The 25151-nt window shown below is 72.4% G+C and carries 23 protein-coding genes; 11 read left to right on the forward strand and 12 right to left on the reverse strand.

Features of this window, described 5'->3' with window-relative positions:
- Positions 1–75: 75 nt before the first annotated feature.
- The 6 genes from glpR to galU form a co-directional block, all read right to left on the reverse strand.
- Positions 76–1362: a gephyrin-like molybdotransferase receptor GlpR gene (gene glpR / locus ACFY2L_RS27895; RefSeq protein WP_390823771.1), complete on the reverse strand. Its 1287-nt coding sequence runs from the start codon at positions 1360–1362 to the stop codon at positions 76–78.
- Between the two features lie 157 nt (positions 1363–1519).
- The gene (locus ACFY2L_RS27900) at positions 1520–2146 is read right to left on the reverse strand and encodes a GNAT family N-acetyltransferase (RefSeq protein WP_390659490.1); all 627 of its coding nucleotides are present in this window, start codon (positions 2144–2146) and stop codon (positions 1520–1522) included.
- Positions 2143–2667 carry a molybdenum cofactor biosynthesis protein B gene (locus tag ACFY2L_RS27905; protein WP_390659139.1) on the reverse strand — a complete coding sequence of 175 codons (525 nt, stop codon included), beginning with the start codon at positions 2665–2667 and terminating at the stop codon, positions 2143–2145. The genes ACFY2L_RS27900 and ACFY2L_RS27905 overlap by 4 nt, the downstream gene beginning before the upstream one ends.
- The gene (gene moaC / locus ACFY2L_RS27910; protein ID WP_390659140.1) at positions 2664–3143 is read right to left on the reverse strand and encodes a cyclic pyranopterin monophosphate synthase MoaC; all 480 of its coding nucleotides are present in this window, start codon (positions 3141–3143) and stop codon (positions 2664–2666) included. The genes ACFY2L_RS27905 and moaC overlap by 4 nt, the downstream gene beginning before the upstream one ends.
- Before the next feature lie 63 nt (positions 3144–3206).
- Positions 3207–4532 (reverse strand): gephyrin-like molybdotransferase Glp, encoded by a 1326-nt coding sequence (gene glp / locus ACFY2L_RS27915; protein ID WP_390659141.1) that lies wholly within the window; start codon positions 4530–4532, stop codon positions 3207–3209.
- A gap of 5 nt (positions 4533–4537) precedes the next feature.
- On the reverse strand, positions 4538–5440 hold the full coding sequence (galU, locus tag ACFY2L_RS27920) for a UTP--glucose-1-phosphate uridylyltransferase GalU (RefSeq protein WP_390659142.1): 903 nt from the start codon (positions 5438–5440) through the stop codon (positions 4538–4540).
- A gap of 155 nt (positions 5441–5595) precedes the next feature.
- On the opposite strand from galU, the gene ACFY2L_RS27925 reads away from it, so the two are divergent.
- Positions 5596–6147: a 5-formyltetrahydrofolate cyclo-ligase gene (locus tag ACFY2L_RS27925; protein WP_390659143.1), complete on the forward strand. Its 552-nt coding sequence runs from the start codon at positions 5596–5598 to the stop codon at positions 6145–6147.
- A gap of 119 nt (positions 6148–6266) precedes the next feature.
- Here ACFY2L_RS27925 and ACFY2L_RS27930 read toward each other — a convergent pair whose 3' ends face one another.
- Positions 6267–9110, reverse strand: a complete 2844-nt coding sequence (locus ACFY2L_RS27930) for a penicillin acylase family protein (RefSeq protein ID WP_390823772.1) — start codon at positions 9108–9110, stop codon at positions 6267–6269.
- 211 nt (positions 9111–9321) lie between these two features.
- Between ACFY2L_RS27930 and ACFY2L_RS27935 the strand changes: the two genes are divergently transcribed.
- From ACFY2L_RS27935 to mscL, 6 genes are all read left to right on the forward strand, one after another.
- A complete protein-coding gene (locus ACFY2L_RS27935; RefSeq protein WP_390659491.1) occupies positions 9322–10863 on the forward strand; it encodes a potassium/proton antiporter in 1542 nt (513 codons plus the stop codon).
- Positions 10864–11139: 276 nt separating this feature from the next.
- Positions 11140–12396: an MFS transporter gene (locus tag ACFY2L_RS27940; protein ID WP_390659145.1), complete on the forward strand. Its 1257-nt coding sequence runs from the start codon at positions 11140–11142 to the stop codon at positions 12394–12396.
- Between the two features lie 67 nt (positions 12397–12463).
- Positions 12464–12787, forward strand: coding sequence for an FmdB family zinc ribbon protein (locus ACFY2L_RS27945; protein ID WP_390659146.1), 324 nt, complete (start codon positions 12464–12466; stop codon positions 12785–12787).
- A 97-nt stretch (positions 12788–12884) separates the two neighbouring features.
- A complete protein-coding gene (locus ACFY2L_RS27950; protein ID WP_390659147.1) occupies positions 12885–13733 on the forward strand; it encodes an S-methyl-5'-thioadenosine phosphorylase in 849 nt (282 codons plus the stop codon).
- A gap of 127 nt (positions 13734–13860) precedes the next feature.
- Entirely contained in the window at positions 13861–14427 is a 567-nt protein-coding gene (locus ACFY2L_RS27955) for an RcpC/CpaB family pilus assembly protein (protein WP_390659148.1), read from the forward strand.
- Positions 14428–14535: 108 nt separating this feature from the next.
- Positions 14536–15027, forward strand: coding sequence for a large conductance mechanosensitive channel protein MscL (mscL, locus tag ACFY2L_RS27960; RefSeq protein WP_390659149.1), 492 nt, complete (start codon positions 14536–14538; stop codon positions 15025–15027).
- Positions 15028–15049: 22 nt separating this feature from the next.
- On the opposite strand, the gene ACFY2L_RS27965 is transcribed toward mscL, so the two are convergent.
- Entirely contained in the window at positions 15050–15232 is a 183-nt protein-coding gene (locus ACFY2L_RS27965; RefSeq protein ID WP_390823773.1) for a hypothetical protein, read from the reverse strand.
- A gap of 163 nt (positions 15233–15395) precedes the next feature.
- Here ACFY2L_RS27965 and ACFY2L_RS27970 point away from each other — a divergent pair, with 163 nt between their 5' ends.
- The 3 genes from ACFY2L_RS27970 to ACFY2L_RS27980 all read left to right on the forward strand — a co-directional run bounded on the left by ACFY2L_RS27970 (position 15396) and on the right by ACFY2L_RS27980 (position 18782).
- Positions 15396–16421 carry a P1 family peptidase gene (locus tag ACFY2L_RS27970; protein WP_390823774.1) on the forward strand — a complete coding sequence of 342 codons (1026 nt, stop codon included), beginning with the start codon at positions 15396–15398 and terminating at the stop codon, positions 16419–16421.
- Positions 16422–16609: 188 nt separating this feature from the next.
- Complete coding sequence (locus ACFY2L_RS27975; RefSeq protein ID WP_390659152.1) at positions 16610–17830, forward strand: Ig-like domain-containing protein; 1221 nt, start codon at positions 16610–16612, stop codon at positions 17828–17830.
- Positions 17831–18035: 205 nt separating this feature from the next.
- On the forward strand, positions 18036–18782 hold the full coding sequence (locus ACFY2L_RS27980; RefSeq protein WP_390823775.1) for a DUF6227 family protein: 747 nt from the start codon (positions 18036–18038) through the stop codon (positions 18780–18782).
- Positions 18783–18923: 141 nt separating this feature from the next.
- On the opposite strand, the gene ACFY2L_RS27985 is transcribed toward ACFY2L_RS27980, so the two are convergent.
- The 3 genes from ACFY2L_RS27985 to ACFY2L_RS27995 all read right to left on the reverse strand — a co-directional run bounded on the left by ACFY2L_RS27985 (position 18924) and on the right by ACFY2L_RS27995 (position 22856).
- Positions 18924–21020, reverse strand: a complete 2097-nt coding sequence (locus tag ACFY2L_RS27985; protein ID WP_390823776.1) for a fructose-specific PTS transporter subunit EIIC — start codon at positions 21018–21020, stop codon at positions 18924–18926.
- Between the two features lie 115 nt (positions 21021–21135).
- Entirely contained in the window at positions 21136–22083 is a 948-nt protein-coding gene (pfkB, locus tag ACFY2L_RS27990) for a 1-phosphofructokinase (protein ID WP_390659492.1), read from the reverse strand.
- An 11-nt stretch (positions 22084–22094) separates the two neighbouring features.
- Positions 22095–22856 carry a DeoR/GlpR family DNA-binding transcription regulator gene (locus ACFY2L_RS27995; protein WP_390659493.1) on the reverse strand — a complete coding sequence of 254 codons (762 nt, stop codon included), beginning with the start codon at positions 22854–22856 and terminating at the stop codon, positions 22095–22097.
- Between the two features lie 225 nt (positions 22857–23081).
- On the opposite strand from ACFY2L_RS27995, the gene ACFY2L_RS28000 reads away from it, so the two are divergent.
- A complete protein-coding gene (locus ACFY2L_RS28000; RefSeq protein WP_390823907.1) occupies positions 23082–24095 on the forward strand; it encodes a helix-turn-helix transcriptional regulator in 1014 nt (337 codons plus the stop codon).
- 284 nt (positions 24096–24379) lie between these two features.
- On the opposite strand, the gene ACFY2L_RS28005 is transcribed toward ACFY2L_RS28000, so the two are convergent.
- Complete coding sequence (locus ACFY2L_RS28005; protein WP_390659495.1) at positions 24380–24985, reverse strand: TetR/AcrR family transcriptional regulator; 606 nt, start codon at positions 24983–24985, stop codon at positions 24380–24382.
- Positions 24986–25151: the final 166 nt, after the last annotated feature.

The raw sequence follows: 25151 nt of genomic DNA on the forward strand, positions 1-25151 counted from the left end.
TCTAGCACCCCGATCGGCGTGCTTGGAAATCCGTTCCCCGAGGCCCGGGGGCCGCGCGTGGGGTGGCCGGGTGGCTCACTCGTTGGCCGCCCGGGGGCGCTCGCCGTCCTCGTACTGGTCGAAGAGCGGGGTGCGGCCGCGCTCGCGGGAGCGGCGGGCCGAGGCCGCGCGCCGGGCGTCGCTGCGCTCGTCGCCGTCCGCCGTCCGGGCGTCCGCGTCGTCCGGGTCCTCCGGTTGCGCGCCGGACACGTCGTCCGCGTCCGCCGTGTCCTGCTCCGGCGCGACGGGGCTGGACCGGGCGGAGCTCCACGCGTCCGGGGCGCCGAGGTCCACGTCGGTGGTGGCCCGGGGCGCGACGGGGGCGGTCACGTAGGTGGGCAGCGGGACCGGGACCGGGTCCCAGCTGTCGCCGTGGCCGGGCCGGAGCTGCCGCTCGCGCTGCTGGTCGACCCACTCCGCGTGGTCGGTCTGCTCGACGAGCGCCCTGCGGTCCGCGGCGAGGGCCAGCAGACCGGGGTCGGTCTCGGGCTCGGGGCCGGCGTGCGGCTCCTCCGCACCGGCCTCGGGTCCGGGGTCGGCGCTCGCGGCGGCCGGGGCCGGGGCGCGGCGGCGGGGCTGGCGCTCGCGCAGGCGCTGCGCGGCGACCTCGGCGCGGCGGCGGTCCATCTGGAAGGCGAAGCGCCGCCGCTCCTGGGCGCGCAGGTAGGCGATGTACGCGCTGAGCAGGACGGCGGGGACACCGGGCGCCCAGAGGAACGCGAGGCCCCCGACGGCGGCGACGATCGCCCCGGCGGTGAAGGCGAGGAAGAGCATGATCGTGGTGCGCCGACGGCGCGCGAGCGCCTTCGAGCGCTGGGCGCGCGCCGCGGCCGCCTGCGCGCCGGGGTTGCGTCGAGCGGCCGGCACCTGCTGGCGGGCCGGGCGAGCGCTTCCCCCGGGCGAGGAATCCTGCGCGGGCGCGGAGTCGGGTGCCTGGTCGCGCGAGGGCTTGCCCGACGGTTCGCGCGCCGGATCGCGCGCCCCCTCCGGACGGCCCTGGCCGCGCTCCTGCCCTCGCTCCTGCACCGGCGCCTTCGCCTGTGGACGCGTCGGAGGCATGGCGAAGGCCCGGACGTCCACCGATTCGGTGACGGCGTCCGGGGCGTCGGCGTCCTGCTCCCCCTCCTCGGTGGAGCGCGCCCGCAGGTCCCTGGCGTACCGGCGCTCCATGCCCGCCCTTCCGGACAGCAGCCGGATGGCGGTGCTGAAGCGTTCGGTCGGACGGGCCTCGTTCAGCTCGTCCTGCCTACGGAGCCACATCGGCACCAAGTAGGCGGCCCAGGCCCCGACGATGACTGCGTAGATGAGGCCGCTGCTGCTCACGCTCACACGGTAGAGGGATCCGCATGAGGCCATCCGCCAATTGGGCCGGTGTGTCGCACGATCTGGCTGATATTTCGAGCTTTTTTTGCGACCGATGCGATCAGGCGATCATTTTCGAACGTTTATTCGGAGCCTTCCGGAACTTTCGGGACTCCTTTTAATTGGACGCGTTCTGGGAGCGGGCGCGCCGCCACCGGCCCAGCAGACCCTCCGGCACTTCCTCCGCCGTGAGCGCGAAGACGAGGTGGTCGCGCCAGGCGCCGTCGATGTGGAGATAGCGCGGCCGCAGCCCTTCCTCGCGGAATCCGAGTTTCTCCACGACCCGGCGGCTGGGCCCGTTCTCGGGGCGAATGCAGACCTCGATGCGGTGCAGTCCGACGGTCCGGAAACAGTGGTCGACGACGAGCGCCACGGCCGTGGGCATCACTCCGCGGCCGGCCACCGACTCGTCCACCCAGTAGCCGATGTGCCCGGAGCACATCGACCCCCAGGTGATTCCGGCCACGGTCAGCTGGCCGACGAGCCGCCCCTGGTACTCGATGACGAACGGCAGCATCCGTCCCGCGTGCGCCTCGGAGCGCAGGTGGCGGACCATCTGGCGGTAGGTCGGCCGGTGGGCGATCGGCCCGCTGGGCGCGGGCGGCGGGATGGTCGCCTCCCAGGGGCGCAGCCAGTCCCGGTTGCGCTGGTTCACCTCGCGCCACACCCGCTGGTCGCGCAGCTTTATCGGCCGCAGGACGATGTCGCCCTCCGTCAGTTCGACGGGCCAGGATGCGCCGTTCAGCTCGCACCCCCTGTACTGGCGGCGGGTCTGGGGTGGTCTCCGCCCCGGATCTGGTCCACGGCGTGCCGCAGAAGGGGTTCCAGGACCGCGAGGCCGTCCTTCACCCCGCCGGTGGAGCCGGGCAGGTTGACGATCAGGGTGCGGCCCGCGACTCCGGCCAGGCCCCGGGAGAGCGCCGCCGTGGGCACCTTCTCCCTGCCGTGGGCCCGGATGGCCTCGGGGATGCCGGGCACCTCGTGGTCGATCACGCGGCGGGTCGCCTCGGGGGTGCGGTCGGTGGGCGAGATGCCCGTGCCGCCGGTGGTGACGATCACGTCGTAACCGGCCTCGGCGCCCGCGCGCAGCGCCGCCTCCACCGGGTCGCCGTCGGGCACGACCCGGGGCCCGTCGACCGTGAAGCCGAAGCCCCGGAGCCCTTCGGCGATCAGCGGGCCGCCCTTGTCCTCGTACACGCCGGCCGCGGCCCGGTTGGAGGCGGTCACGACGAGTGCCCGGTACCCCGTGTCCGTGTCCGCCGTCATGCCCGACTCCAGTCGCCCGACTTGCCGCCCGTCTTCTCCTCCACGCGCACGTCCGTGATGACCGCTCCCTTGTCGACCGCCTTCACCATGTCGATCACGGTGAGCGCGGCGACGGAGACCGCGGTGAGCGCCTCCATCTCGACGCCCGTGCGGTCCGTCGTCTTCACCGTGGCGCTGATCTCCACGGCGTCGTCCGCCACCGACAAGTCCAGTTTCACACCGGAGACGGCCAACGGGTGACAGAGCGGGATGAGGTCAGGGGTGCGTTTGGCGCCCATGATCCCCGCGATCCGCGCGGTGGCCAGCGCGTCGCCCTTGGGGACGCCCTCGCCGCGCAGCAGCTCGACCACGCGCGGCGAGACGAGGACGCGTCCGCTGGCGCGCGCGGTGCGGGCGGTGACGTCCTTGCCGGACACGTCGACCATACGGGCGGCGCCGGCGTCGTCGATGTGCGTCAGTCGGTCCTGCGTACTCATGCTGTGTCGGCACTCCCGGTCCGGGCCTGTTGTGCGCGACACGGTACCCCCAACCGGGAGTGCTCAGCCGAGCAGGACCACCTCGACCTCGGTGCCCGGCTCGACCGACTCCACGTCCTCGGGGACGACGATCAGCGCGTCGGCCTGCGCGAGGGCCGCCACCAGGTGGGAGCCGGCGCCACCGACGGGGCGGGCGACGCCGTCGGCGCAGGTGGCGCGGAGGAACTGTCTGCGCCCCTTCGGCGAGGTGAGCGCCTTGTCGGCGGCCAACCGCGCACGCGTGGTGGGACGGTGGACGTCCTTCAGCCCCATGAGGGTGCGGATCGCGGGCCTGACGAACAATTCGAAGGAGACGTACGACGACACCGGGTTGCCGGGCAGGGCCAGCAGGGGGATGTGGTCGGGGCCGATGGAGCCGAAGCCCTGGGGCTTGCCGGGCTGCATGGCGAGCTTGCGGAACTCGATGCCGCTGCCCGCCTCGTCCTCGTCGCCGACGTGCGACAGCGCCTCCTTGACGACGTCGTACGCCCCGACGCTCACGCCGCCGGTGGTGACGAGGAGGTCGGCGCGGACCAGCTGGTCGTCGATGGTGGAGCGGAGGGTCTCGGCGTCGTCGGCGACCGCGCCCACCCGGTAGGCGATGGCGCCGGCGTCGCGGGCGGCGGCGGTGAGGGCGAAGCTGTTGGAGTCGTAGATCTGCCCGGCGCGCAGTTCCTCGCCGGGCTGGACGAGTTCGCTGCCGGTGGACAGGACGACGACACGCGGGCGGGGGCGCACGCGCACGGTGCCGCGGCCGATCGCGGCGAGCAGGGCGATCTGGGGCGGCCCGAGGACGGTGCCGGCCTCGAGGGCGCGGTCCCCGGCCTTCACGTCGCTGCCCTTCGCGCGCACGTGCGCGCGGGCCGCGGCGGGCCGGTACACGCGTACGTGCCCCGAGGACTGCTCGGGGGCGAGGCTGCGGGCGCGCATCCCGCTGACCGGGCCCTCGCCGAGGCCCCCGTCGGTCCACTCCACGGGGACGACGGCCTCGGCGCCGCCCGGCAGCGGGGCGCCGGTCATGATCCGGGCCGCCTGGCCCGGCCCCACGTACAGCAGATCGGCCGCCTGGCCCGCCGCGACGTCCCCGACGACCTCCAGGGCCGCCGGGAACTCCTCGCTCGCGCCCGCGACATCCGCGACCCGCACCGCGTACCCGTCCATGGAGCTGTTGTCGAACGGCGGCAGGGAGACCGGCACCGTGACGTCGTCGACCAGGACACAGCCCTGGGCGTCGGGCAGTTGCAGCTCGATGGGTTCGAGAGGGCGGACGGTGGCGAGGATGTCCTCCAGGTGCTCGTCCACCGACCAGAGGTGCTCCTGTCCGGTGGGGCGGGGCGCGGCGGTGCTCAAAGTGGCTACATCTCCTCGGTGACGTAACTGCGAAGCCAGGACCGGAAGTCCGGACCCAGATCTTCACGTTCGCACGCGAGTCTGACAATGGCACGCAGGTAGTCGCCGCGGTCGCCGGTGTCATAGCGGCGGCCGTCGAAGACGACACCGTGCACGGGGCCGCCGACCTTCTCGTCCTGGGCGAGGAGCTGGAGGGCGTCGGTGAGCTGGATCTCGCCGCCGCGGCCGGGCTCGGTCTCGCGCAGGACGTCGAAGACGCTCGGGTCGAGGACGTAGCGGCCGATGATGGCGTAGTTCGAGGGGGCGTCGGCCGCATCCGGCTTCTCCACCAGGCCGGACACCTTGACCACGTCGCTGTCGGGGGTGGTCTCCACGGCCGCGCAGCCGTAGAGGTGGATCTGCTCGGGGGCGACCTCCATGAGCGCGACGACGCTGCCGCCGTAGAGCTCCTGGACGTCGATCATCCGCTGGAGCAGCGGGTCGCGGGGGTCGATGAGGTCGTCGCCGAGCAGGACCGCGAACGGCTCCTGTCCGACGTGCGGGGCCGCGCACAGCACGGCGTGGCCGAGGCCCTTGGGGTCGCCCTGGCGGACGTAGTGCATGGTGGCGAGGTCGCTGGACTCCTGGACCTTGGCGAGGCGCCCCGCGTCGCCCTTCTTCTGGAGCGCCGACTCGAGTTCGTAGTTGCGGTCGAAGTGGTCCTCAAGGGGACGCTTGTTGCGGCCGGTGACCATGAGGACGTCGTCGAGGCCGGCGGACACGGCCTCCTCGACCACGTACTGGATCGCGGGCTTGTCCACGACCGGCAGCATCTCCTTGGGAGTGGCCTTGGTCGCCGGGAGGAACCGGGTGCCGAGGCCGGCTGCGGGGATGACAGCCTTGCTGATCCTGGGGTGAGACTGAGTCATGTCCGCAACCATATCCGGTGGCTTTGAGAGGAATCTGTAGCTCCGGTTAATACGTGTTCATTTGAGTGCATTGGAGCAGTGCGGTGCGACCCATGGGCCGGGACAACGGCAGACCGGACTCTGACAAACATATGTTGCGACGAGGGTTCCTCGACATGAGGAACAGATTGACGGCGGACGACGTACGGACGGCGGCGGCCGCACTGGCCGGGCACGCCCTGGAACTGCCCGAGTTGGCGCACGCGCGCACGGTGGCCGCGTACGTCTCCGTGGGCACCGAGCCCGGCACGCTCGCGCTGCTGGACGCCCTGCGGGCCCGGGGTGTGCGCGTCCTGCTTCCCGCGCTGCTGCCGGACAACGACCTGGACTGGGCGGCCTACGACGGCGAGGGCTCCCTCGCGCCGGTCCGGCACGGGAAGAAGATGGAACTGCTGGAGCCCGTCGGCGAGCGGCTCGGCCCGGACGCCGTCACGGGCGCGGACGTGGTGCTGCTGCCCGGTCTCGCGGTCGACGCGCGCGGGATGCGCCTGGGGCGCGGCGGAGGGTCGTACGACCGCGTGCTGGCGCGTCTGGAACGGGCCGGCGCGCACCCCTCCCTGGTGGTGCTCCTGTACGACACCGAGGTCGTCGAGCGGGTCCCCGCGGAGGCGCACGATCTGCCGGTGCGGGCCGTGGTGACGCCGTCGGGGGTGCGGCGCTTCACCTGAACTCACGGAAGCTCACGGGAACTCATGGGCTGACGGGAACTCACGGAAGCTCATGGGAACTCACGGGCTCATGGGAAGGGGCCCTCCACACGCGTGTGGAGGGCCCCTTCCTCAGTCGCTCACGGCTTGAGCACGAGGGTGTCGCTGGTGCTCTTGTCGACCGCCTTCTCCGAGAAGGACCAGTCGAGCAGTTCGCCCTTGGCCCACTTGCCGGTCTGGTCGGTGTAGTGGGCGCTGAAGGCGTGTCCGGAGGCGCCGGTGAGGTTGATCCACTTCGACTTGTCGAGGTCGTCGAGGTTGACCACCATGCGCATCGACGGCACCCAGACGACGCCGTAGCCGCCGGCCGCGTTCCAGCCGGTCGCGTCGACCGCGGCCTCGCCGCCGCCGAGCTTCCACGGGCCGCGGTTGAGGACGTACTGCAGGAAGCCGGGGCCGCTGGTGCCCAGGGTCTGGTTCTTCAGGAACAGGCGGTGCAGCCGGCCCCAGCTCCAGGTGTCGATGTCCTTGCCGAGCTTCGCGGTCAGCTCCCAGCGGGCGTCGATCATGGCGCGCTCGAACAGGTCGTCGCGGTTGGCGACGGCGCCCAGGCGGCCGCTGGCCGACTTGGGCGTCGTCCACCAGTCGCTGTCCTTCTTGTCCATCAGGTTGCGCACGACCTGGAACCAGCGGTCGCCGCCGTCCGGCTGCGCCTGGTCCGCGTCGCGCTGGCCGCACTCGCGGACCTTGCCGGTGTCGTCGACCGGGCTGGTGCTCTTGGCCGGGTCGACCCACAGGCACTGGCCCTCGACGCGCAGCTCCTTGGGCAGCTTGTTGCCGAAGGCGAGCTTGAGGATGTTGCGCCAGACCGCGTTGAAGTAGGCGGCCGCGGCCGAGTCGGCGTCCTGGACGTAGTCCCAGCCCTGCAGCAGGTCCTGGGCCTCGCGGACGTCCGGGTCGTCGAGGTTGATCTTCAGCAGGGCCGGGACGAGCAGCTTGGCGACCTCGCTGCTGTTGTCCGTCTGCATCTGGCGCATGTCGTCGGTGGAGATCTTGCCGTCGCCCTTGATCTTCTGCTCGATCAGGTCGGTGATGCGCTGGCTGCGGGTGCCGTAGCCCCAGTCCGTGGTGAGCGTGTAGGGGTAGGTGTCGGGGTCGACGACGGCCTGGTTGGCGGTGACGATGTAGCCGCGCTTCGGGTTGTACTCGTAGGGCAGCGCGTCGAAGGGGATGTCGCCGGTCCACTTGTTCCCGGAGTCCCAGCCGGCGACCGGGACGGAGCCGTCGTCGCCCTTCGCGCGCGTGGGGATCTTTCCGGGCAGCTGGTAGCCGATGTTGCCGTCGGTGTCGGCGTAGATCAGGTTCTGCGAGGGCACGTCGAAGGACTCGGCCGCGTCGCGGAAGCCGTCCCAGTCCTTCGCCTTGTCGATGGCGAAGACGGCGTCCATGGTGGTGCCGGCCTCCAGCGCGGTCCACTTCAGCGCGACGCCGTAGCCGTCGCCCCGGTCCGGTGCCGCGTTGTCGACGGTGGCCTTCTGGCCGACCTTCACGAGCTGCTTGCTGCGGTCGGACAGCAAGGGCATCCCGTCCTGGGTCTCCCGGACGACGATCTTCTTCGACGCGCCGCCGGCGACCTTGATGGTCTCCGTGCGCGAGGTGAAGGGCTTCACCTTGCCGTCGTAGAGGTAGCCGTCGCCGGAGAGCTTCTCCAGGTAGAGGTCGGTGACGTCGGCGCCGGAGTTGGTCATGCCCCAGGCGATGTCCTGGTTGTGGCCGATTATCACGCCGGGCATGCCCGCGAAGGTGTAGCCCGAGACGTCGTACTGGCAGGTGCTGGACACGGTCCGGCAGTGCAGGCCCATCTGGTACCAGACGGACGGCAGCGAGGCCGACAGGTGCGGGTCGTTCGCCAGCAGCGGCTTGCCGGTGATCGTGTGGTCGCCGGAGACGACCCAGGAGTTCGAGCCGATGCCGTTGCCGTTCACGCCGACGGCCGTGGGCAGGTCCTCCAGGACGTTGTAGAGGCCCTCCAGCTGGCTCTGCAGGCCCGTGGTGTCCCCCGAGGTCCCGGAGGTCCTGGAGCCGCTCGTCGTGCCGCTCGTGCCCGTGGTGCCGCTCGCGCCCGTCGTGCCGCTCGTGCCCGTCGTGCCGCTCGTGGACCCGGCACCCGAGCCGCTCGTGCCGTCGCCCTGCTCGAACGCCTCGGTGAGCTCGTTGTACTCGCCCTGCTGGACGATCGTGTTCGACTGGCCGTCGACGGTGTACGGGTACTCCGGGTACAGCTCGGCGATCTGCTGCGGGCCGAGGCGGCTCGTCATCAGGGCGCGGTCGATCTCGTCCTGCATGTTGCCGCGCAGGTCCCAGGCCATCGCCTTCAGCCAGGAGATCGAGTCGACCGGGGTCCACTCGGCCGGCGTGTAGTCGTTGGCGAAGCCGAGCGCCGCGTACTCCAGGGAGATGTCCTCGGCGTCCCTGCCCTTGAGGTAGGCGTTGACTCCGTCGGCGTACGCCTTCAGGTACTTCTTGGTGGAGTCCGACAGCTTCTCGTCGTACTCCTTCTTCGCGATCCGGTCCCAGCCCAGGGTGCGCAGGAACTCGTCGTTGTCGATCTGGCCCTTGCCGAACATCTCCGACAGACGCCCGGAGGTCATGTGGCGGCGCACGTCCATCTCGTAGAACCGGTCCTGCGCCTGGACGTAGCCCTGCGCCATGAACAGGTCCTCGTCGGAGGACGCGTAGATCTGCGGGATGCCGTAGCCGTCGCGCTTCACGTCGACGGGCCCGGACAGGCCTTCGAGGGTGATCGAACCCTTGGTCTGCGGGAAGGAGGCCCGGACGGTGCTGATGGACCAGTAGCCGCCGAAGGCGAGGCCACCGATGACGGCCAGCACCAGTACGAGCACGATCAGACGGGCTTTGCGCCCCTTCTTCCTGCCGGACTTGCCGGGCTTGTCACCCGATGTGGCGGTGGTGTTGGGGGGCATCGCTGTCCTTGCTGTCCTAACGCGAGCGGCAGGCGGTCCTGGAGTGCTGGAGCAACCATAGGCGCAGGGGTCCGCGCCACTTGACGCGGAGTCGGGTACCAGCACGGAAGGATGTTCGATCCTGCCTCGCCGAGCGTCAAGAAATCGTCAAGAGTTAGGTAAGGTAACGAAGTAGTTGGACCCGAAGCGCACCGCTTCGTGTCCCCTGTACGTGTGTGCCCGCGCGCGAGCCGCGCGCCAGGGAAGGAAACCGCCGCTGACTGTCCACCACCTCAACCAGCTCCTGCTCGTCTGCTCGCTCGTCCTGCTCGTCGCCGTCGCAGCGGTCCGGATCTCCTCGCGCAGCGGGCTCCCCAGCCTGCTCGTGTACCTGGGGATCGGCGTCCTCATGGGCCAGGACGGCATCGGCGACATCCAGTTCGACAACGCGGAACTCACGCAGGTCATCGGGTACGCGGCCCTGGTCGTGATCCTCGCCGAGGGTGGTCTGGGCACGAAGTGGAAGGAGGTCGGACCGGCACTTCCGGCCGCCTCCGTGCTGGCCCTCGCCGGAGTCGCGGTGAGCGTCGGCGTCACCGCCGCCGGCGCGCATTACCTGACCGGGCTGGAGTGGCGGCAGGCGCTGATCATCGGCGCGGTGGTGTCCTCGACGGACGCGGCCGCGGTCTTCTCCGTCCTGCGCAGGATCCCGCTCCCCGCGCGCGTGACGGGCACCCTGGAGGCCGAGTCCGGCTTCAACGACGCCCCGGTGGTCATCCTGGTCGTCGCGTTCTCGCAGACGGGCCCCGTCGAGCACTGGTACGCGCTGCTGGGCGAGATAGCGCTGGAGCTGGCCATCGGAGCGGCCGTCGGCCTCGCGGTGGGCTGGCTGGGCTCCTGGGGCCTCAGGCACGTCGCGCTGCCCGCCTCCGGCCTCTACCCGATCGCCGTCATGGCGATCGCGGTCACGGCGTACGCCGCCGGCGCCCTGGCCCACGGCAGCGGCTTCCTCGCCGTCTACCTCGCCTCGATGGTCATGGGCAACGCGAAGCTGCCGCACTGGCCCGCCACCCGCGGGTTCGCCGACGGGCTCGGCTGGATCGCCCAGATCGGCATGTTCGTCCTGCTCGGCCTGCTGGTCACCCCGCACGAGCTCGGGGACGACGTGTGGCCCGCGCTCGTCATCGGCCTGGTGCTGACCATGGTGGCGCGTCCGCTGAGCGTGGTGCTGTGCCTGACGCCGTTCCGGGTGCCCTGGCAGGAGCAGACGCTGATGTCCTGGGCGGGCCTGCGCGGCGCGGTCCCCATCATCCTGGCGACGATCCCGATGGTGAGCGGCATCGAGGGCAGCCGGCGCATCTTCAACATCGTCTTCGTCCTGGTCGTCGTCTACACGCTGGTCCAGGGGCCGACGCTGCCCTGGCTGGCCGGCCGGCTGCGCCTGGGCGAGGACTCCGAGGCCGCCGACCTCGGGGTCGAGTCGGCGCCCCTGGAGCGGCTGCGCGGGCACCTGCTGTCCGTGGCGATCCCCGAGGGCTCGAAGATGCACGGCGTGGAGGTCAACGAACTGCGGCTGCCGGCCGGGGCCGCCGTCACCCTCGTCGTCCGCGACGGGAAGTCGTTCGTTCCGCTGCCGACGACCGTGCTGCGGCACGGCGACGAACTCCTCGTCGTCGCCACCGACCCCGTCCGGGACGCGGCCGAGAAACGCCTGCGCGCCGTGGGCCACGGCGGCAAGCTGGCCGGCTGGCTGGGCACCGACGGGGCACGTTAAGTCCGCGTTTCGTACCGTTCACACCCCGTTCAATCAGAGGCGGGCCAGCCCCGACGTGCTCATTTTCACAGGTCGGCAAGGCCAAGCCCCCTGTACGATGAAGGCGCACCTTGATCGAACCAACTCTGCCTGACGCAGAGCTGGCGCGAACGCATGGCGGCCGGCACACCTCCCTCAGGGGCCCGGTATCTACCGCAGTAGCGCAAGAGGACAGCTCTCGGCGCCCCTCGCCCGCACAGTGGGGTCGCGCTACCAGGCGGCAGAAAGGCACGGGCCGTGGCGTCCACGGTCTCCATCGGATACGGACAGCTGCTGCGCACCCGCGGCGCATGGACGTTCCTGCTGCCCGGCTTCGCGGCGCGCCAGCCGTTCGCGATGCTCACCCTCTCCATCGTGCTGCTCGTGCAGCACACCACCGGCTCCTACGGCGCGGCAGGTGCCGCCGCCGCGGTCACCGGTGTCTCCATGGCGCTGTTCGCGCCCTACAGCGGGCGCCTCGCCGACCGCTACGGGCAGCGCGCGGTGCTGATCCCCGGCGTCCTCGTGCACGCCGTGGCCGGCCTGACCCTGACGGGGCTCGCCCTGGCCGACGCGCCCCTGTGGGCGCTGTTCGCGGCAGCCGTCCCCACGGGCGCCTCGGTGCCGCAGATCGGGCCCATGGTGCGGGCCCGCTGGGGCGTGAAGCTGAAGGACTCCCCGCTGCTGACCACGGCGGCGGCCTTCGAGTCCGTCACCGACGAGCTGACCTTCGTCGTCGGCCCGCTGCTCGCGACCGCCCTGTGCACCGCCGTGAACCCGGCCGCCGGACTGCTGACGGAGGCCTCCCTGACCCTGCTCGGCGGTCTGCTGTTCGCCGCGCGCAAGAGCACCCAGCCGCAGCCCGCCGCCACCGGGAACACGCGCGTGGAGCACGCTTCGGCGCTGCGCGTCCCCGGGGTGCGGGTCCTGATCGTGACCTTCCTGGGCATCGGCTCGGTCTTCGGCGGCATGCAGGTCTCACTGGCCGCGTTCACCGAGTCGATCGGCGAGCCGGGCCTGAACGGCGTCCTGTACGGGACGTTCGCCGCGGGCAACATGCTCTCCGGCCTGGTCTGCGGCGCCATCGCCTGGAAGACCGCCCCGCGCCACCGCCTGGTCGCCGGGTACGCCGCGCTCGCGCTGACGGCCTCCGGCCTGTGGGCCGCGCACTCGGTGCTCGTGCTGGCGGGCCTGGGCCTGCTGGTCGGCATGTGCATCGCGCCCGCGCTGATCACCGGCTACACGCTGGTGGAGAGCCTGGTCCCGGCCGGGGCGCGCACCGAGGCGTTCACCTGGCTGACGGGCGCGGTCGCGCTCGGGCAGGCGGCGGCCGTCACGGTCGCCGGGCAGCTGGAGGACCGCTTCTGGGGCGGCGCCGGGTTCCTGGTGCCGATGGGCGGCACGCTGCTGGCGCTGGCCACCCTGCTGGCGCTGCGATCGCGGCTGGTGGCGCGGCCCCGGGGCCGTACGGTCGCACGTGGCGTCGGTCACCGCGTGCCGTTGACAGTGGACTGATCCCCGGGAATGCGTCACTATGGATCGTCGTTAGCACTCATTGAGTGAGAGTGCCAGGAGGAAGACAGTGCCGACCTACCAGTACCAGTGCACCGAGTGCGGCGAGGGCCTCGAGGCGGTGCAGAAGTTCACCGACGACGCTCTGACGGAGTGCCCCAACTGCGGTGGCCGCCTCAAGAAGGTGTTCTCCGCGGTCGGCATCGTCTTCAAGGGCTCCGGGTTCTACCGCAACGACAGCCGCGGCTCCTCGTCGAGCAGCTCGCCGGCGTCGTCGTCGAAGTCCTCGACCTCCTCGGACTCCTCGTCCTCGACCTCTTCCTCCTCGTCTTCGACGTCCTCCTCGGACTCGAAGTCCAGCTCCGGCACCTCGGCGGGCACCTCCGCCGCGTAAGGCTTCGCCCGGGACCCTGCCGTCGTCCGACGGCAGGGTCCTCGGTGTTTCCGGGACCGGTGACAGGCCGTGTTCGATTCCGGCTACTGTGCTGGCCATGGTGAAGGCAGACAGCGGCGCGGCAGAGATCGGCGTCATCGGCGGTTCGGGCTTCTACTCGTTCCTCGACGACGTCACCGAGGTCCAGGTGGACACCCCCTACGGGTCGCCCAGCGACTCCCTCTTCCTCGGCGAGATCGCCGGCCGGCGGGTCGCCTTCCTGCCCCGGCACGGACGCGGGCACCACCTGCCGCCCCACCGGATCAACTACCGGGCCAATCTGTGGGCGCTGCGTTCGGTCGGGGCGCGCCAGATCCTGGGGCCGTGCGCGGTGGGCGGTCTGCGCCCCGAGTACGGGCCCGGCACGCTGCTGGTGCCCGACCAGATGGTCGACCGTACGAAGTCCAGGGTCGCGACCTACTTCGACGGGCTGCCGCTGCCGGACGGCGGCGTGCCCAACGTGGTGCACGTGTCCCTGGCCGACCCCTACTGCCCGGCCGGGCGGGCGGCCGCGTTGAAGGCGGCGCGCGGACGGCAGTGGGAGCCGGTGGACGGCGGGACGCTGGTCGTGGTCGAGGGGCCGCGGTTCTCGACCCGCGCCGAATCGTTGTGGCACCGGGCGCAGGGCTGGTCGGTGGTGGGCATGACGGGCCACCCCGAGGCGGCGCTCGCCCGTGAACTGGAGCTGTGCTACACGTCGCTGAACCTGGTCACCGACCTGGACGCGGGCGCGGAGACCGGTGAGGGCGTGTCGCACGAGGAGGTCCTGACGGTGTTCGCGGCGAACGTGGACCGGCTGCGGGGCGTGCTGTTCGACGCGGTGGCCGCGCTGCCGCCGAACGAGGAGCGGGACTGCGCGTGCGCCGGGGCGCTGGGCGGGATGGATCCCGGGTTCGAGCTGCCGTAGCGGAACCCGCCGTTCGGGCGAGCGAGTTCTCCACAACCCGTGGACGGTCCACCGGCTCCGGCGGGCGGCGGCGCGAAGGGCCATCGTGGTCGGGCAAGCCGATCCCTCTCCGCAGGTGGTGGTCCCGATGTCCCCTCGTCCTCCCGCGCACCCCGTCCCTCCTCCGCACGAGGTGCCGCAGTTCGCTCCCGTCCGGGTCGGGAGCGGGTGGTGCCGGCTGGACCGGCTCGTGCGGAACCGGCAGCGGGCCGTCGCGCTCGGCCTCGCCGTCACCGCCGCCGCGCTCGTGGCCGCGGGGCCGGGAGGCGGTGATCCGGCTCCCGCGCGCGGGCACCCGGACGCGGGCCCGTACGCCCGTGCCCACCCGCCGGCCGGCGGCCCGGTCCACGGGCGTCCCGCGGCCGGGAAGGTGACGGCGCCGGTGCGGATCGCCGACGCCGAGACCGTGCGGCTGCTCCGGCCCGGTGACCGGGTCGACGTCATCGCCGTGACCGCCGCCGGGCGGACGGCGGCGGAGGGCCAGGCCCGGGTGGTCGCGCGCGGGGCGCTCGTGACGAAGGTGCCGGAGCCGCTGGAGCCGTCCGTGGGCGCCGGTGACGGCGGCGCGCTCGTCGTGCTGTCGGTGCCCCGCTCAGCCGCTGCGCGCCTGGCGGGCGCGAGCGCGACGGGCCGGCTGGCGGTGACGGTGGGGTGAAGAAGAGGTCAAGTCCGTCGTCGGTACCGCCGAACGGGGCACAGGCGGCTCAGGGTGACGTAGGTTGCGGAGCTGTTCGTTCCCCACCGTGTTCCACGGACCGTGCAGATGAGGAGAGTCCCCGAGGTGAGCGAGAAGAAGAAGGAACCGAGCGTCTTGCAGGGCTTCAAGGCCTTCCTGATGCGCGGGAACGTCGTCGATCTGGCAGTGGCGGTGGTCATCGGCGCGGCCTTCACGAACATCGTGAACTCGGTGGTGAAGGGGATCATCAACCCCGTCATCGGCGCGATCGGCACGAAGAACCTGGACGGCTACAGCGCCTGCATCAAGGGCCCCTGCACCGGTACCGGCGACAGCGCGACGGGCGTCCGCATCCTGTGGGGCTCGGTCCTCGGCGCCACCCTCACGTTCGTGATCACCGCTGCGGTGGTCTACTTCCTGATGGTGCTGCCCATGGCGAAGTACCTGGCACGGGTGGAGGCCCGCAGGAAGGCGCGGGAGACCACGCAGGAGGTCATCGAGGTGACCGAGCTGGAGGTGCTCAAGGACATCCGCGACGCGCTGGTCGCCCAGCGCGGGCCCGCCCCCGGCGAGCGGTAGTCACCCGCTCCTCGCCGGCGGTTCAGAGGTGGTGCGGCGGCTTCTCGTCCAGGAAGCGCCTGAGGTCGGCCGCGCTGTCACCGGACGCGGCCGGACGCTCGCCCCACCCGCGGTCCGTGTCGTCCGAGGACTGCTGGTCCAGCGGGTCGTCGAAGACCAGCGCGGGCTCGGGGGCGCGCGGCTCGGGGGCGGCGGGGGTGCTCATGCCTCCAGGGTACGGCCCCGCGCACGCACGAGGACGTCCCTGCCGCCCTGCGGCCCCCGACGCCCGGCCACCGGGCCACCGGGCCACCGGGCCACCGGGCCACCGGGCCACCGGGCCACCAGCATGCTCGTACCGCGTCCCGGGCTGGGCGAGACTGTCTGCCATGACAGTTGACGCTCTGACGGACGTCGCGGGCGTGCGGGTGGGGCATGCCACCCGGGCCGGCGGCGGTTGGCTCACCGGGACCACGGTCGTGCTCGCGCCGGAGGGGGGTGCCGTCGCCGCCGTGGACGTGCGCGGCGGCGGTCCCGGCACCAGGGAGACCGACGCGCTCGACCCGCGCAACGTGGTGCAGCGGGTGGACGCGGTCGTGCTGACCGGCGGCAGCGCGTACGGGCTCGACGCGGCGTCCGGTGTGATGGCCTGGCTGGAGGAGCGGGGGCGCGGGGTGCCCGTCGGTGCGGACCCCGCGCACGTGGTGCCGGTGGTGCCCGCCGCGTGTGTCTTCGATCTGGCGCGGGGCGGTGACTTCCGGGCCCGTCCGGACGCGGCCCTCGGCCGGGCCGCGGTCGAGGACGCGGCGGCGAGCGCGCCCGGGGCGCCGGTGCCGCAGGGGTGCGTGGGCGCCGGGACGGGCGCGGCGGTCGGACCGATGAAGGGCGGCGTCGGCAGCGCGAGCGTCCTCCTCGACTCGGGGATCACGGTGGCCGCGCTGGTGGTGGCCAACGCGGTGGGCTCGGTGACGGATCCGGAGACGGGGGTGCTGTACGGGGAGCTGTTCCAGGGACGCGTCGAGTACCCGGAGGCGCGTGTGCACGAGGAAGCGCGCCGGCGTCTCGCCGAGAGCGCCGCGAAGAACGCCCCTCCCCCGCTGAACACGACGCTCGCGGTGGTCGCCACCGACGCGGAGCTGACGAAGGCGCAGGCGCAGAAGCTGGCCGGCACGGCGCACGACGGCATCGCGCGCGCCGTGCGTCCGGTGCACCTGCTCCACGACGGGGACACCGTGTTCACCCTGGCGACGGGCGCCCGCCCGCCGGCCTCGGAGCACCCGCTGGCCCTGAACGAGATCCTCGCGGCGGGCGCGGACGCGGTGACCCGCGCGATCGTGCGGGCCGTCCGCGCGGCCGGGTCGGTGGAGGGGCCGGGCGGGGCGTGGCCGTCCTATACGGAGTTGTACGGGGGCTGACCACGGCGTCGTGCGCACGGCCGCCGCCCCGGTGCGGGCGCAACGGCCGTCGAGGGCAGGGGGATTGTCGCGGTTCTGTCACGTGATGGCGTTCAGTGCGTCGGGGAGGGAACCCCGCCGGTGGCCGGGGCCCTCCTTGTTCACGTACCCGAGCGGATCTCGCACATCACATGAAGCTGGAGCAGCCCGTGACAACGCCGGACATAGCAGCGCGTCGCGTCCTGGGAGCCTGTGCCGTCCTGGTGGCCGGCGCCCTGACCCTGACCGCCTGTGGCGGAAGCGCCAACGCGAAGGACGACGCCAAGGGCGGCAAGGGGAGTTCGCCCAAGACGTCCACCGCGAAGATCGTCATCTCGGCCGAGGACGGCTCGACGGGCGCGTCCATCAACACGACCGGGGTGAAGGTCAGCGACGGCCGGCTGACCGAGGTGAGGATGACGGTGGCCGGGACCGGGCAGACCGTGCCGGGCTCTCTGTCGGCGGACGGCGGCAGCTGGAAGCCGAAGGAGCAGCTGGAGCGCGGGACGAAGTACGAGATATCGGCGACCGCGAAGGACGCGAACGGCAAGGTGGCCGCCGCCAACTCCGTCTTCACCACGGTCACCTCGGCCGGCAGCTTCATCGGGACGTACACGCCGGACAACGGGACGACGGTCGGCGTCGGGATGCCGGTGTCGTTCACGTTCGACAAGGTGATCAGCGACAAGAAGGCGGTGCAGTCGCACATCACGGTGACCTCCAGCAGCGGGCAGCAGGTGGTGGGGCACTGGTTCGGGGGGCAGCGGCTCGACTTCCGGCCCGAGGAGTACTGGAAGGCCGGTTCCAAGGTCACGATGAAGATCGACCTGGACGGGGTCGAGGGCGCGAACGGCGTCTACGGGGTGCAGAAGAAGACGGTGACCTTCACGATCGGGCGCTCGCAGGTCTCCACGGTCGACGTGGACACGGAGATGATGACGGTGGTGCGGGACGGGCAGGTACTGAAGAAGGTGCCGATCTCCTCGGGCAGCCCGCAGCACACCACGTACAACGGCCAGATGGTGATCTCGGAGAAGTTCACGCAGACGCGGATGAACAGCCAGACGGTCGGGCTGGGCGGGGAGTACGACATCCCGGACGTGCCGCACGCGATGCGTCTGACGACGTCCGGCACGTTCATCCACGGCAACTACTGGTACGACAAGGGCAATCCGCCGTTCGGCCGGGTGGGCACCAGCCATGGCTGCGTGGGCCTCGCGGACACGCAGGGCGCGCAGGGCGACACTCCCGCCCAGTGGTTCTACGACAACTCGCTGGTCGGGGACGTGGTGATCGTCGAGAACTCCCCCGACAAGACGGTGGCGCCGGACAACGGGCTCAACGGCTGGAACATGCCGTGGGCCGAGTGGACGGCCGGGAGCGCCGCCTGAGGAGCGCCGTCCGGGCCGGACGGGCCTTCGGGCCAACCGGCCCCCCACCGGCGGGTTCTGACGGAGCGTCGGGCCGTACGGGAATTTTCCGTACGGCCCGGACGTTTTTCCCGGCGTACGTTTTCTCGGTTCCCGGACATGATGTCCGACCGAGGGGCTACGGTATGCACCCACAAGGTGACATGCAGCAACGCCGGGAGAAACCTTGAGCGTTCCGTACGAGACGGCAGCGTACGAACCAGCCGAGTCGCCCGAGTCTCCGGAGGAGCACCTCGCGCGGCTTCTCGGTCGTGCCCTGAACTCGTTCGAGCTGCCGGACGACGTGCTTCGGCGGCTCGACTGCGCGCTGGCACACGACAGCTCGCTGCACTCGGCGCACCACAGCGCGGGTCTGCACCGAGAGACGTACCGGCACACCTGGCTGCTGGCCGACGGCTGTGCGCTGACCCTGTGGGAGCTGGTGCACAACACCGCGCCGGGCAGCGAGCCGCAGCACGAGGTGTACGTGGACGAGGAGGAGCTGCGCACCGCGACGGCACGGCTGCCGTTGCCCCCGGACGAGCCGGACTTCGAGCTGCCGGTGCTGGTTCCGCTGGCGCAGGTCCCCGCGCCCCGGCATGTGTACGTGCCGGACGACTCGGCGGACCACGCGCGCCGGCTGTTGCGCCGGGCGGAGAACAGCGACCGGCCCGGCTCGGAGACCGCCGAGCTGCTGCGGTCGGCGTTCGCCCACCAGATCACCCAGGCCTTCGGGCGCCCGTGCCGGGCGGGGCGTATCGGTCTGGGCTTCTCGCTCTACGAGCACGCGTTCCTGTTGCGGGACGGCCAGGAGATCTCCCTGTGGGAGGTCGAGCACACGGCGACGCCCGACGGACGGCACATGTGTGAGGTGTATCCGTCGGAGGCGGAGGCCCGGGAGGCGATGGAGCGGCGGGCGGCGCGGGTCTCCTGACCGCAGTGGTCTCCTGACCGCAGTGGCCTCCTGACCGCACGGTCACCGGACAGCGCGGGCCCGCGGACGTGCCGAGCGGCCGGCCGTGGTCCCTCGCGTGGGGGGCCGCGGCCGGCCGCTCGGGCCGGTGCCGGGTGGGGATTACGCGGCGACGGGCTGCTTCGCGTCGGTGGCCGGGGTGGCCGCGTCCTCCGTCGCGGTGGCCGCGGTGCCGTCGGCCGGCTTGCCCAGACCCTTGAGGACGATCACCAGGCCCGCCGTCACGGCGGTCCCGATGGCGATGGCCAGCAGGTACAGGAACGGCTTGCCGATGAGGAAGGTGACCCAGATGCCGCCGTGCGGGGCGCGCAGGGTCGAGCCGAAGGCCATGGCCAGGGCGCCGGTGACCGCGCCGCCCGCCATGGAGGCGGGGATGACGCGCAGCGGGTCGGCCGCGGCGAACGGGATGGCGCCCTCGGAGATGAAGGACGCGCCGAGGACCCAGGCCGCCTTGCCGTTCTCGCGCTCGGCCGGGGTGAACAGCTTCTTGCGGACGGTGGTCGCGAGGGCCATGCCCAGCGGGGGCACCATGCCGGCGGCCATCACGGCGGCCATCACCTGCATCGCGGAGTCGCTGGGGTTCTGTACGGCGATGCCGGCCGTGGCGAAGGCGTAGGCGACCTTGTTGACCGGGCCGCCCAGGTCGAAGCACATCATCAGGCCGAGCAGGACGCCGAGCAGGATCGCGTTGGTGCCGGAGAGGCCGTTGAGCCAGTCCGTCATCGCCTTCTGCGCCTCGGCGATCGGCTTGCCGATCACGATGAACATCAGGAAGCCGACGACGATCGAGGAGACCAGCGGGATCACGACCACCGGCATGATGCCGCGCAGTACCGGCGGTATCTTCACCCGCTGGATGGCGAGGACCACGCCACCGGCCAGCAGACCCGCGACCAGGCCGCCGAGGAAGCCGGCGCCGATGTTGACGGAGATCATGCCGCCGACGAAGCCGGGCACGAGGCCGGGCCGGTCCGCCATGCCGAAGGCGATGTATCCGGCGAGGACGGGGATCAGGAAGCCGAAGGCGACCGCGCCGATCTGGAACAGCAGCGCGCCCCAGCTGTCGACCTGGCCCCAGTCGAAGTGTTCGGTGACCGGCTTGGCGCCGTTGATCTGGTAGCCGCCGATCGCGAAGCCGAGGGCGATCAGCAGACCGCCCGCCGCGACGAACGGGACCATGTAGCTGACGCCGGTCATCAGCCACTTGCGCAGCTTGGTGCCGTAGCTGTCGCCGGGGTCGCCGGCGCGCTCGACCGGGGTGGAGCCCGCTCCGGCCGGGGCGGTCACCTCCCCGCGGGCGGCCTTCTCGCGCACCTGGGTGATCAGTTCGGCGGGGCGGTTGATGCCCGCCTTCACGCCGACGTCGACGGTCGGCTTGCCGGCGAAGCGGTCCTTCTCGCGCACGGGGACGTCGTGGGCGAAGATCACGCCGTCCGCGGCGGCGATGACGGCCGGGTCGAGCCGGGTGAAGCCGGCCGAGCCCTGGGTCTCGACGGTCAGCTCGACGCCCGCCTCGCGGCCCGCGTTCTCCAGGGACTCGGCCGCCATGTAGGTGTGGGCGATGCCGGTGGGGCAGGAGGTGACGGCGACGATCCGGAAGGGCCGGTCGTCCGGGACGGGGGCGGGGGCCGTGGCGGCGCCGGCGGAGGCCGCCGCCGGCGCCGCCACGGAGTCCTTGGTGGTGCCCGCGGTCTTGGTGCTCGCGGTCTTGGTGCCCTCGGAAGCGCTCTCGGCCGGGGCGGCCGGCGCGGCGGGGGCCTCGTCCCCGCGGATCAGGGCCGCCGCGGCGGCCGGGTCCCCGGCCGACCGCAGCGCATCGGTGAACTCGCCGTTCATCAGCTGGCGGGCCAGGGAGGACAGGATCGTCAGATGGGCGTCGTCGGCGCCGGCGGGAGCGGCGATCAGGAAGATCAGGTCGGCGGGTCCGTCCGCCGCGCCGAAGTCGATGCCGGCGGCGCTGCGGCCGAAGGCGAGGGTCGGCTCGGTGACGTGTTCGCTGCGGCAGTGCGGGATGCCGATGCCACCGTCGAGACCGGTGGGCATCTGGGCCTCGCGGGCGGCCACGTCGGCGAGGAAGCCCTCCAGGTCGGTCACCCGGCCCAGGGCCACCATGCGTGCGGCGAGGGACCGCGCGGCGGCTTCCTTGGTGTCGGCGGACAGGTCGAGATCGACCAGGTCCGAGGTGATCATGTCACTCATCGCGGGCTCCTTCGCACGCGTATCGCCCGGAGCGTGGGGTGGGCGGGGCTGGGGGTGGGGACGGGAGTGGGGGGTGGGGCGGGGAGGGGGGAGGCGGTGAGTAACAGGACGGTCGTCATGACACCGGCTCCTTCAGTTCGCGGTCCACCGGCACCTCCGCCGTGACCGTCACCGCCGCCGGGTCCAGATCGCCCGGGGTCGGCATCACGCTGCCGGGCAGCTGGACGGCTGCCGCGCCGTGGGCGACGGCGGAGGCGAGCGCCGCCGGGCCGCTGCCGCCGGCGATGAGGAAACCGGCGAGGGAGGAGTCGCCCGCTCCCACGTTGCTGCGTACGACGTCGACGCGGGCGCTCGCGAACCAGGTCCCGGTGTCCTCGACGAGGAGCTGGCCGTCGGCGCCGAGGCTGGCGAGGACGGCGCGGGCGCCCATCTGCCGCAGTTCCTCGGCCGCCTTCACCGCGTCGCCGACCGTCGCCAGAGGGCGGCCGACGGCCTCGGCGAGTTCCTCGGCGTTCGGCTTCACCACGTCGGGCTGCTCGCGCAGGGCTTCGAGGAGGGCGCGGCCCGAGGTGTCGAGCGCGATGCGCGCTCCGCCGGCGTGCGCCCGCGCGACGACCTCGGCGTACCAGGAGGGGGCGAGGCCCCGGGGCAGGCTGCCGCAGCAGGCGATCCAGTCGGCGTCACGGGACTGCTCGCGCACCGTCTCCAGGAGCAGTTCCTGTTCCTCGGCGGAGAGTTCGGGACCGGGCGCGTTGATCTTGGTGAGGACGCCGTCGGACTCCGCGAGCGCGATGTTGGAGCGGGTGGCTCCGGTGACCGGGACCGGGGCGACCTCGATGCCCTGCGCGTCGAGCAGGTCGGCGACGAGCGCGCCCGGCGCGCCGCCGAGGGGCAGGACGGCGACCGTGCGCCGTCCGGCGGCCGCGACGGCGCGCGAGACGTTCACGCCCTTGCCGCCCGGGTCCATCCGCTCGCCGGTGGCGCGGATGACCTCCCCGCGGTCGAGGGAGGGGACCTCGTAGGTGCGGTCGAGGGAGGGGTTGGGGGTGACGGTGAGGATCACGCCTGCGCTGCTCATGCTCGTACCACTTCCGTGCCGCCGCGCTCGATGGCGGCCGCGTCGTCGTCGCTCAGCCCGCTGTCGGTGATCAGCAGGTCCACGTCGCTCAGGCCGCCGAAGCGGGCGAAGTGCTCCTGGCCGTGCTTGGAGGAGTCCGCGAGCAGCACCACCCGGCGCGCGGCGGCGACGGCCGCCTGCTTGACCGCGGCCTCGGCGAGGTCGGGGGTGGTCAGCCCGTGCTCGGCGGAGAAGCCGTTGGCGGCGAGGAACAGGACGTCCGCGCGGATCTCGCCGTACGCGCGCAGCGCCCAGGCGTCCACGGCGGCGCGCGTGCGGTGGCGGACGCGCCCTCCGACGAGGTGGAGCTGCATGCCCGGGTGGTCCGCGAGGCGGGCCGCGATGGGCAGGCTGTGGGTGACGACGGTGAGCTCGGCCTCCAGCGGGATCGCCGCCGCGAGGCGGGCGACCGTGGTGCCGGCGTCGAGGATCATCGTGCCCTCGGAGGGCAGTTCCGTGAGGGCCGCCTTGGCGATGCGGTCCTTCTCGTCGGTGGAGGTGCCCTCGCGTTCGGCGAGGTCCGGTTCGAAGTCGAGGCGTCCGACCGGTATGGCACCGCCGTGGACGCGGCGCACCAGGCCCGCGCGGTCGAGGGCCTTCAGGTCGCGGCGGATCGTCTCCGCGGTGACCTGGAACTCCTCGGCCAGCGACAGGACGTCCACCCGGCCGCCCTCGCGGGCGAGCCGCAGGATCTCCTGCTGCCGCTCCGGTGCGTACATGTCCGCGCTCGCCTCCGACTCGTGTCCGGCGTCCGGTCGATGTCCGAGTCGTGTCCGACTCATGCCCGAACTTGTGGTTTCGCTGCGAGGCTACGCCCGGATTTCCGGAAAGTAAACAGTTTCGGGCTTGATTCGGGCATGAACGGACTTCCGGTCTTCGGGGTGCGGCATCGAGCTGACGTATTAGGCCAGGTCACGTCCTACTTCTGCGGCATGCTCGGGCGTATGACGACGGACACCCCGGCCCGGCTGCTGCAGTTGCTCTCCCTTCTCCAGACGCCCCGCGAATGGCCCGGCGGCGAGCTGGCCGAACGGCTCCGGGTGTCCCGGCGGACCGTGCGCCGGGACATCGACCGGCTGCGTGAGCTGGGGTATCCCGTGCAGGCGAGCAAGGGCGCGGACGGCGGGTACCGGCTGGTCGCGGGCAAGGCGATGCCGCCGCTGGTGCTGGACGACGAGGAGGCGGTGGCGATCGCGGTGGGTCTGCGGGCGGGGGCCGGGCACGCGGTGGAGGGCGTCGACGAGGCGTCCGTACGCGCCCTGGCCAAGCTGGAGCAGGTGCTGCCGGCCCGCCTGCGCCACCGCGTCGCCACGCTCCAGGCCGCGACCACTCCGCTGACCAGCGGGGACGGGGCGAGCATCGCGCCGGAGACGCTGACCGTGATGGCGTCCACGGTCGCGGGGCGGGAGCGGCTGCGGTTCGCCTACCGGGCGAAGGACGGCACCGAGTCGCGGCGGCTGACCGAGCCGTACCGGCTGGTGTCGACGGGGCGGCGCTGGTACCTCGTGGCCTACGACCTGGACCGGGCGGACTGGCGGACGTTCCGGGTGGACCGGGTGCGGGAGCCGTTCGCGACCGGCGCGCGGTTCGCCCCGCGGGAGCTGCCGACGGGCAGTGCGGCGGAGTACCTGCGGCGCTCGCTTCAGGGGCAGGCTTACACGTACGAGTTCGACGTCGCCTTCGAGGAGCCGCCGGAGTCCGTCGCGGCGCGGCTGCCCGCGTGGATGGGGCGACCGGAGGCGGACGGCGAGGGCGGGAGCCGGCTGCGCGGGTCGACCAGTGATCCGGTGGACTGGCTGGCGCTGCGGCTGGCGATGCTGGGATGCGAGTTCTCGGTACGGGGGCCGAGGGAACTGGCGGAGTGCGTGCGGGAGTTGGGGGCACGGTTGGGGAGGGCGGGGGCGCCGGGGACACGGTCCGAATCAGACGCCCCGGAGGCGGCGGGGGCCGCGGACTGAATCAGACGCACCGGAGGCGGCGGGGCCGCGGACTGAATCAGACGCGCCGGAGCGACAGGGGACGCGGGCCGCATCAGACACCCCGGGGGCGAGGGACACCGACTGGATCAGACACCTTCAGGGCGACAGGAGACGCTGACTGAATCAGGCGCCCGGGGGCGGCGGAGGGGCGGACTGGGTCAGGCACCTCCAGGGCGGCGGAGACGCGGGCCGCATCAGACGCCCGCCTGGGGGCCGGCGCACGCCGAGTGCCCGAGTGTGGTCGCCCGCCCCCCGCATCCCCCTCACTGCTCGTCCGCCGGCCGCTCCCCCTCCGTGTCCTCCCAGGCGAACCCCCGCAAGGCCGCCAGATTGCTCATCGCCAGGGCTGCCGGGCTCCGGGGGCCGGTGGCCGGGGTGTCGGTCGCGGCCCAGCTCTCCACGGCCACCCGGACCGCGGCGCTCGCGACGGCGGCGGCGAAGCGCCGGTGAGGTGTGATCCCGGTGTCCCGGGAGAGCCGGGCCGCCAGCACCTCCGCCAGCGCCTCCTCCGAGGCCTGGCAGACCTCGGCCCAGACCTTGCCGAGGGCGGGATGCGTGCCCGCCAGGCGGATCAGGGTGCGGACCCAGTCCCAGGAGGCGGCCGAGACGCCCCGGCCCGGCACGAGGGTGTGCTGGACGGCGTGGGCCAGGGCCTCGGGGAGGGCGAGTTCGGGCGGGGCCTCGCGGACCGCTTGAGCCCAGCGCTGGGCGCCCGCCGCGTAGAGGGGGGCGACGGCCTCTTCCTTGGTGGCGAAGTAGCGGTAGAAGGTGCGGGGGGCGATGCCCGCGGCGTGGGCGATGTCCTCGGCACGGGTGGCCTTCAGGCCACGGGCGGCGAAGAGACCCGCCGCCGCCTTGGCGATCTCCATCCGGGTCGCCGCCTTGCGCCGCTCGGTCAGGGAGGCCGTCGCGGGGGTGGAGCTGGTCACGTCGGCAGGCTATGCCCATGTGGCACAATCTGCCATCCGGGCGGGCCACCCCGTGGTTCAGGTACGGGGTGCCCCGCCCACCTCGGCATGCGAGGAGCGAGCCGGC

Origin of the sequence: Streptomyces sp. NPDC001381, from assembly GCF_042895685.1 — a bacterium.
GTDB lineage: Bacteria > Actinomycetota > Actinomycetes > Streptomycetales > Streptomycetaceae > Streptomyces.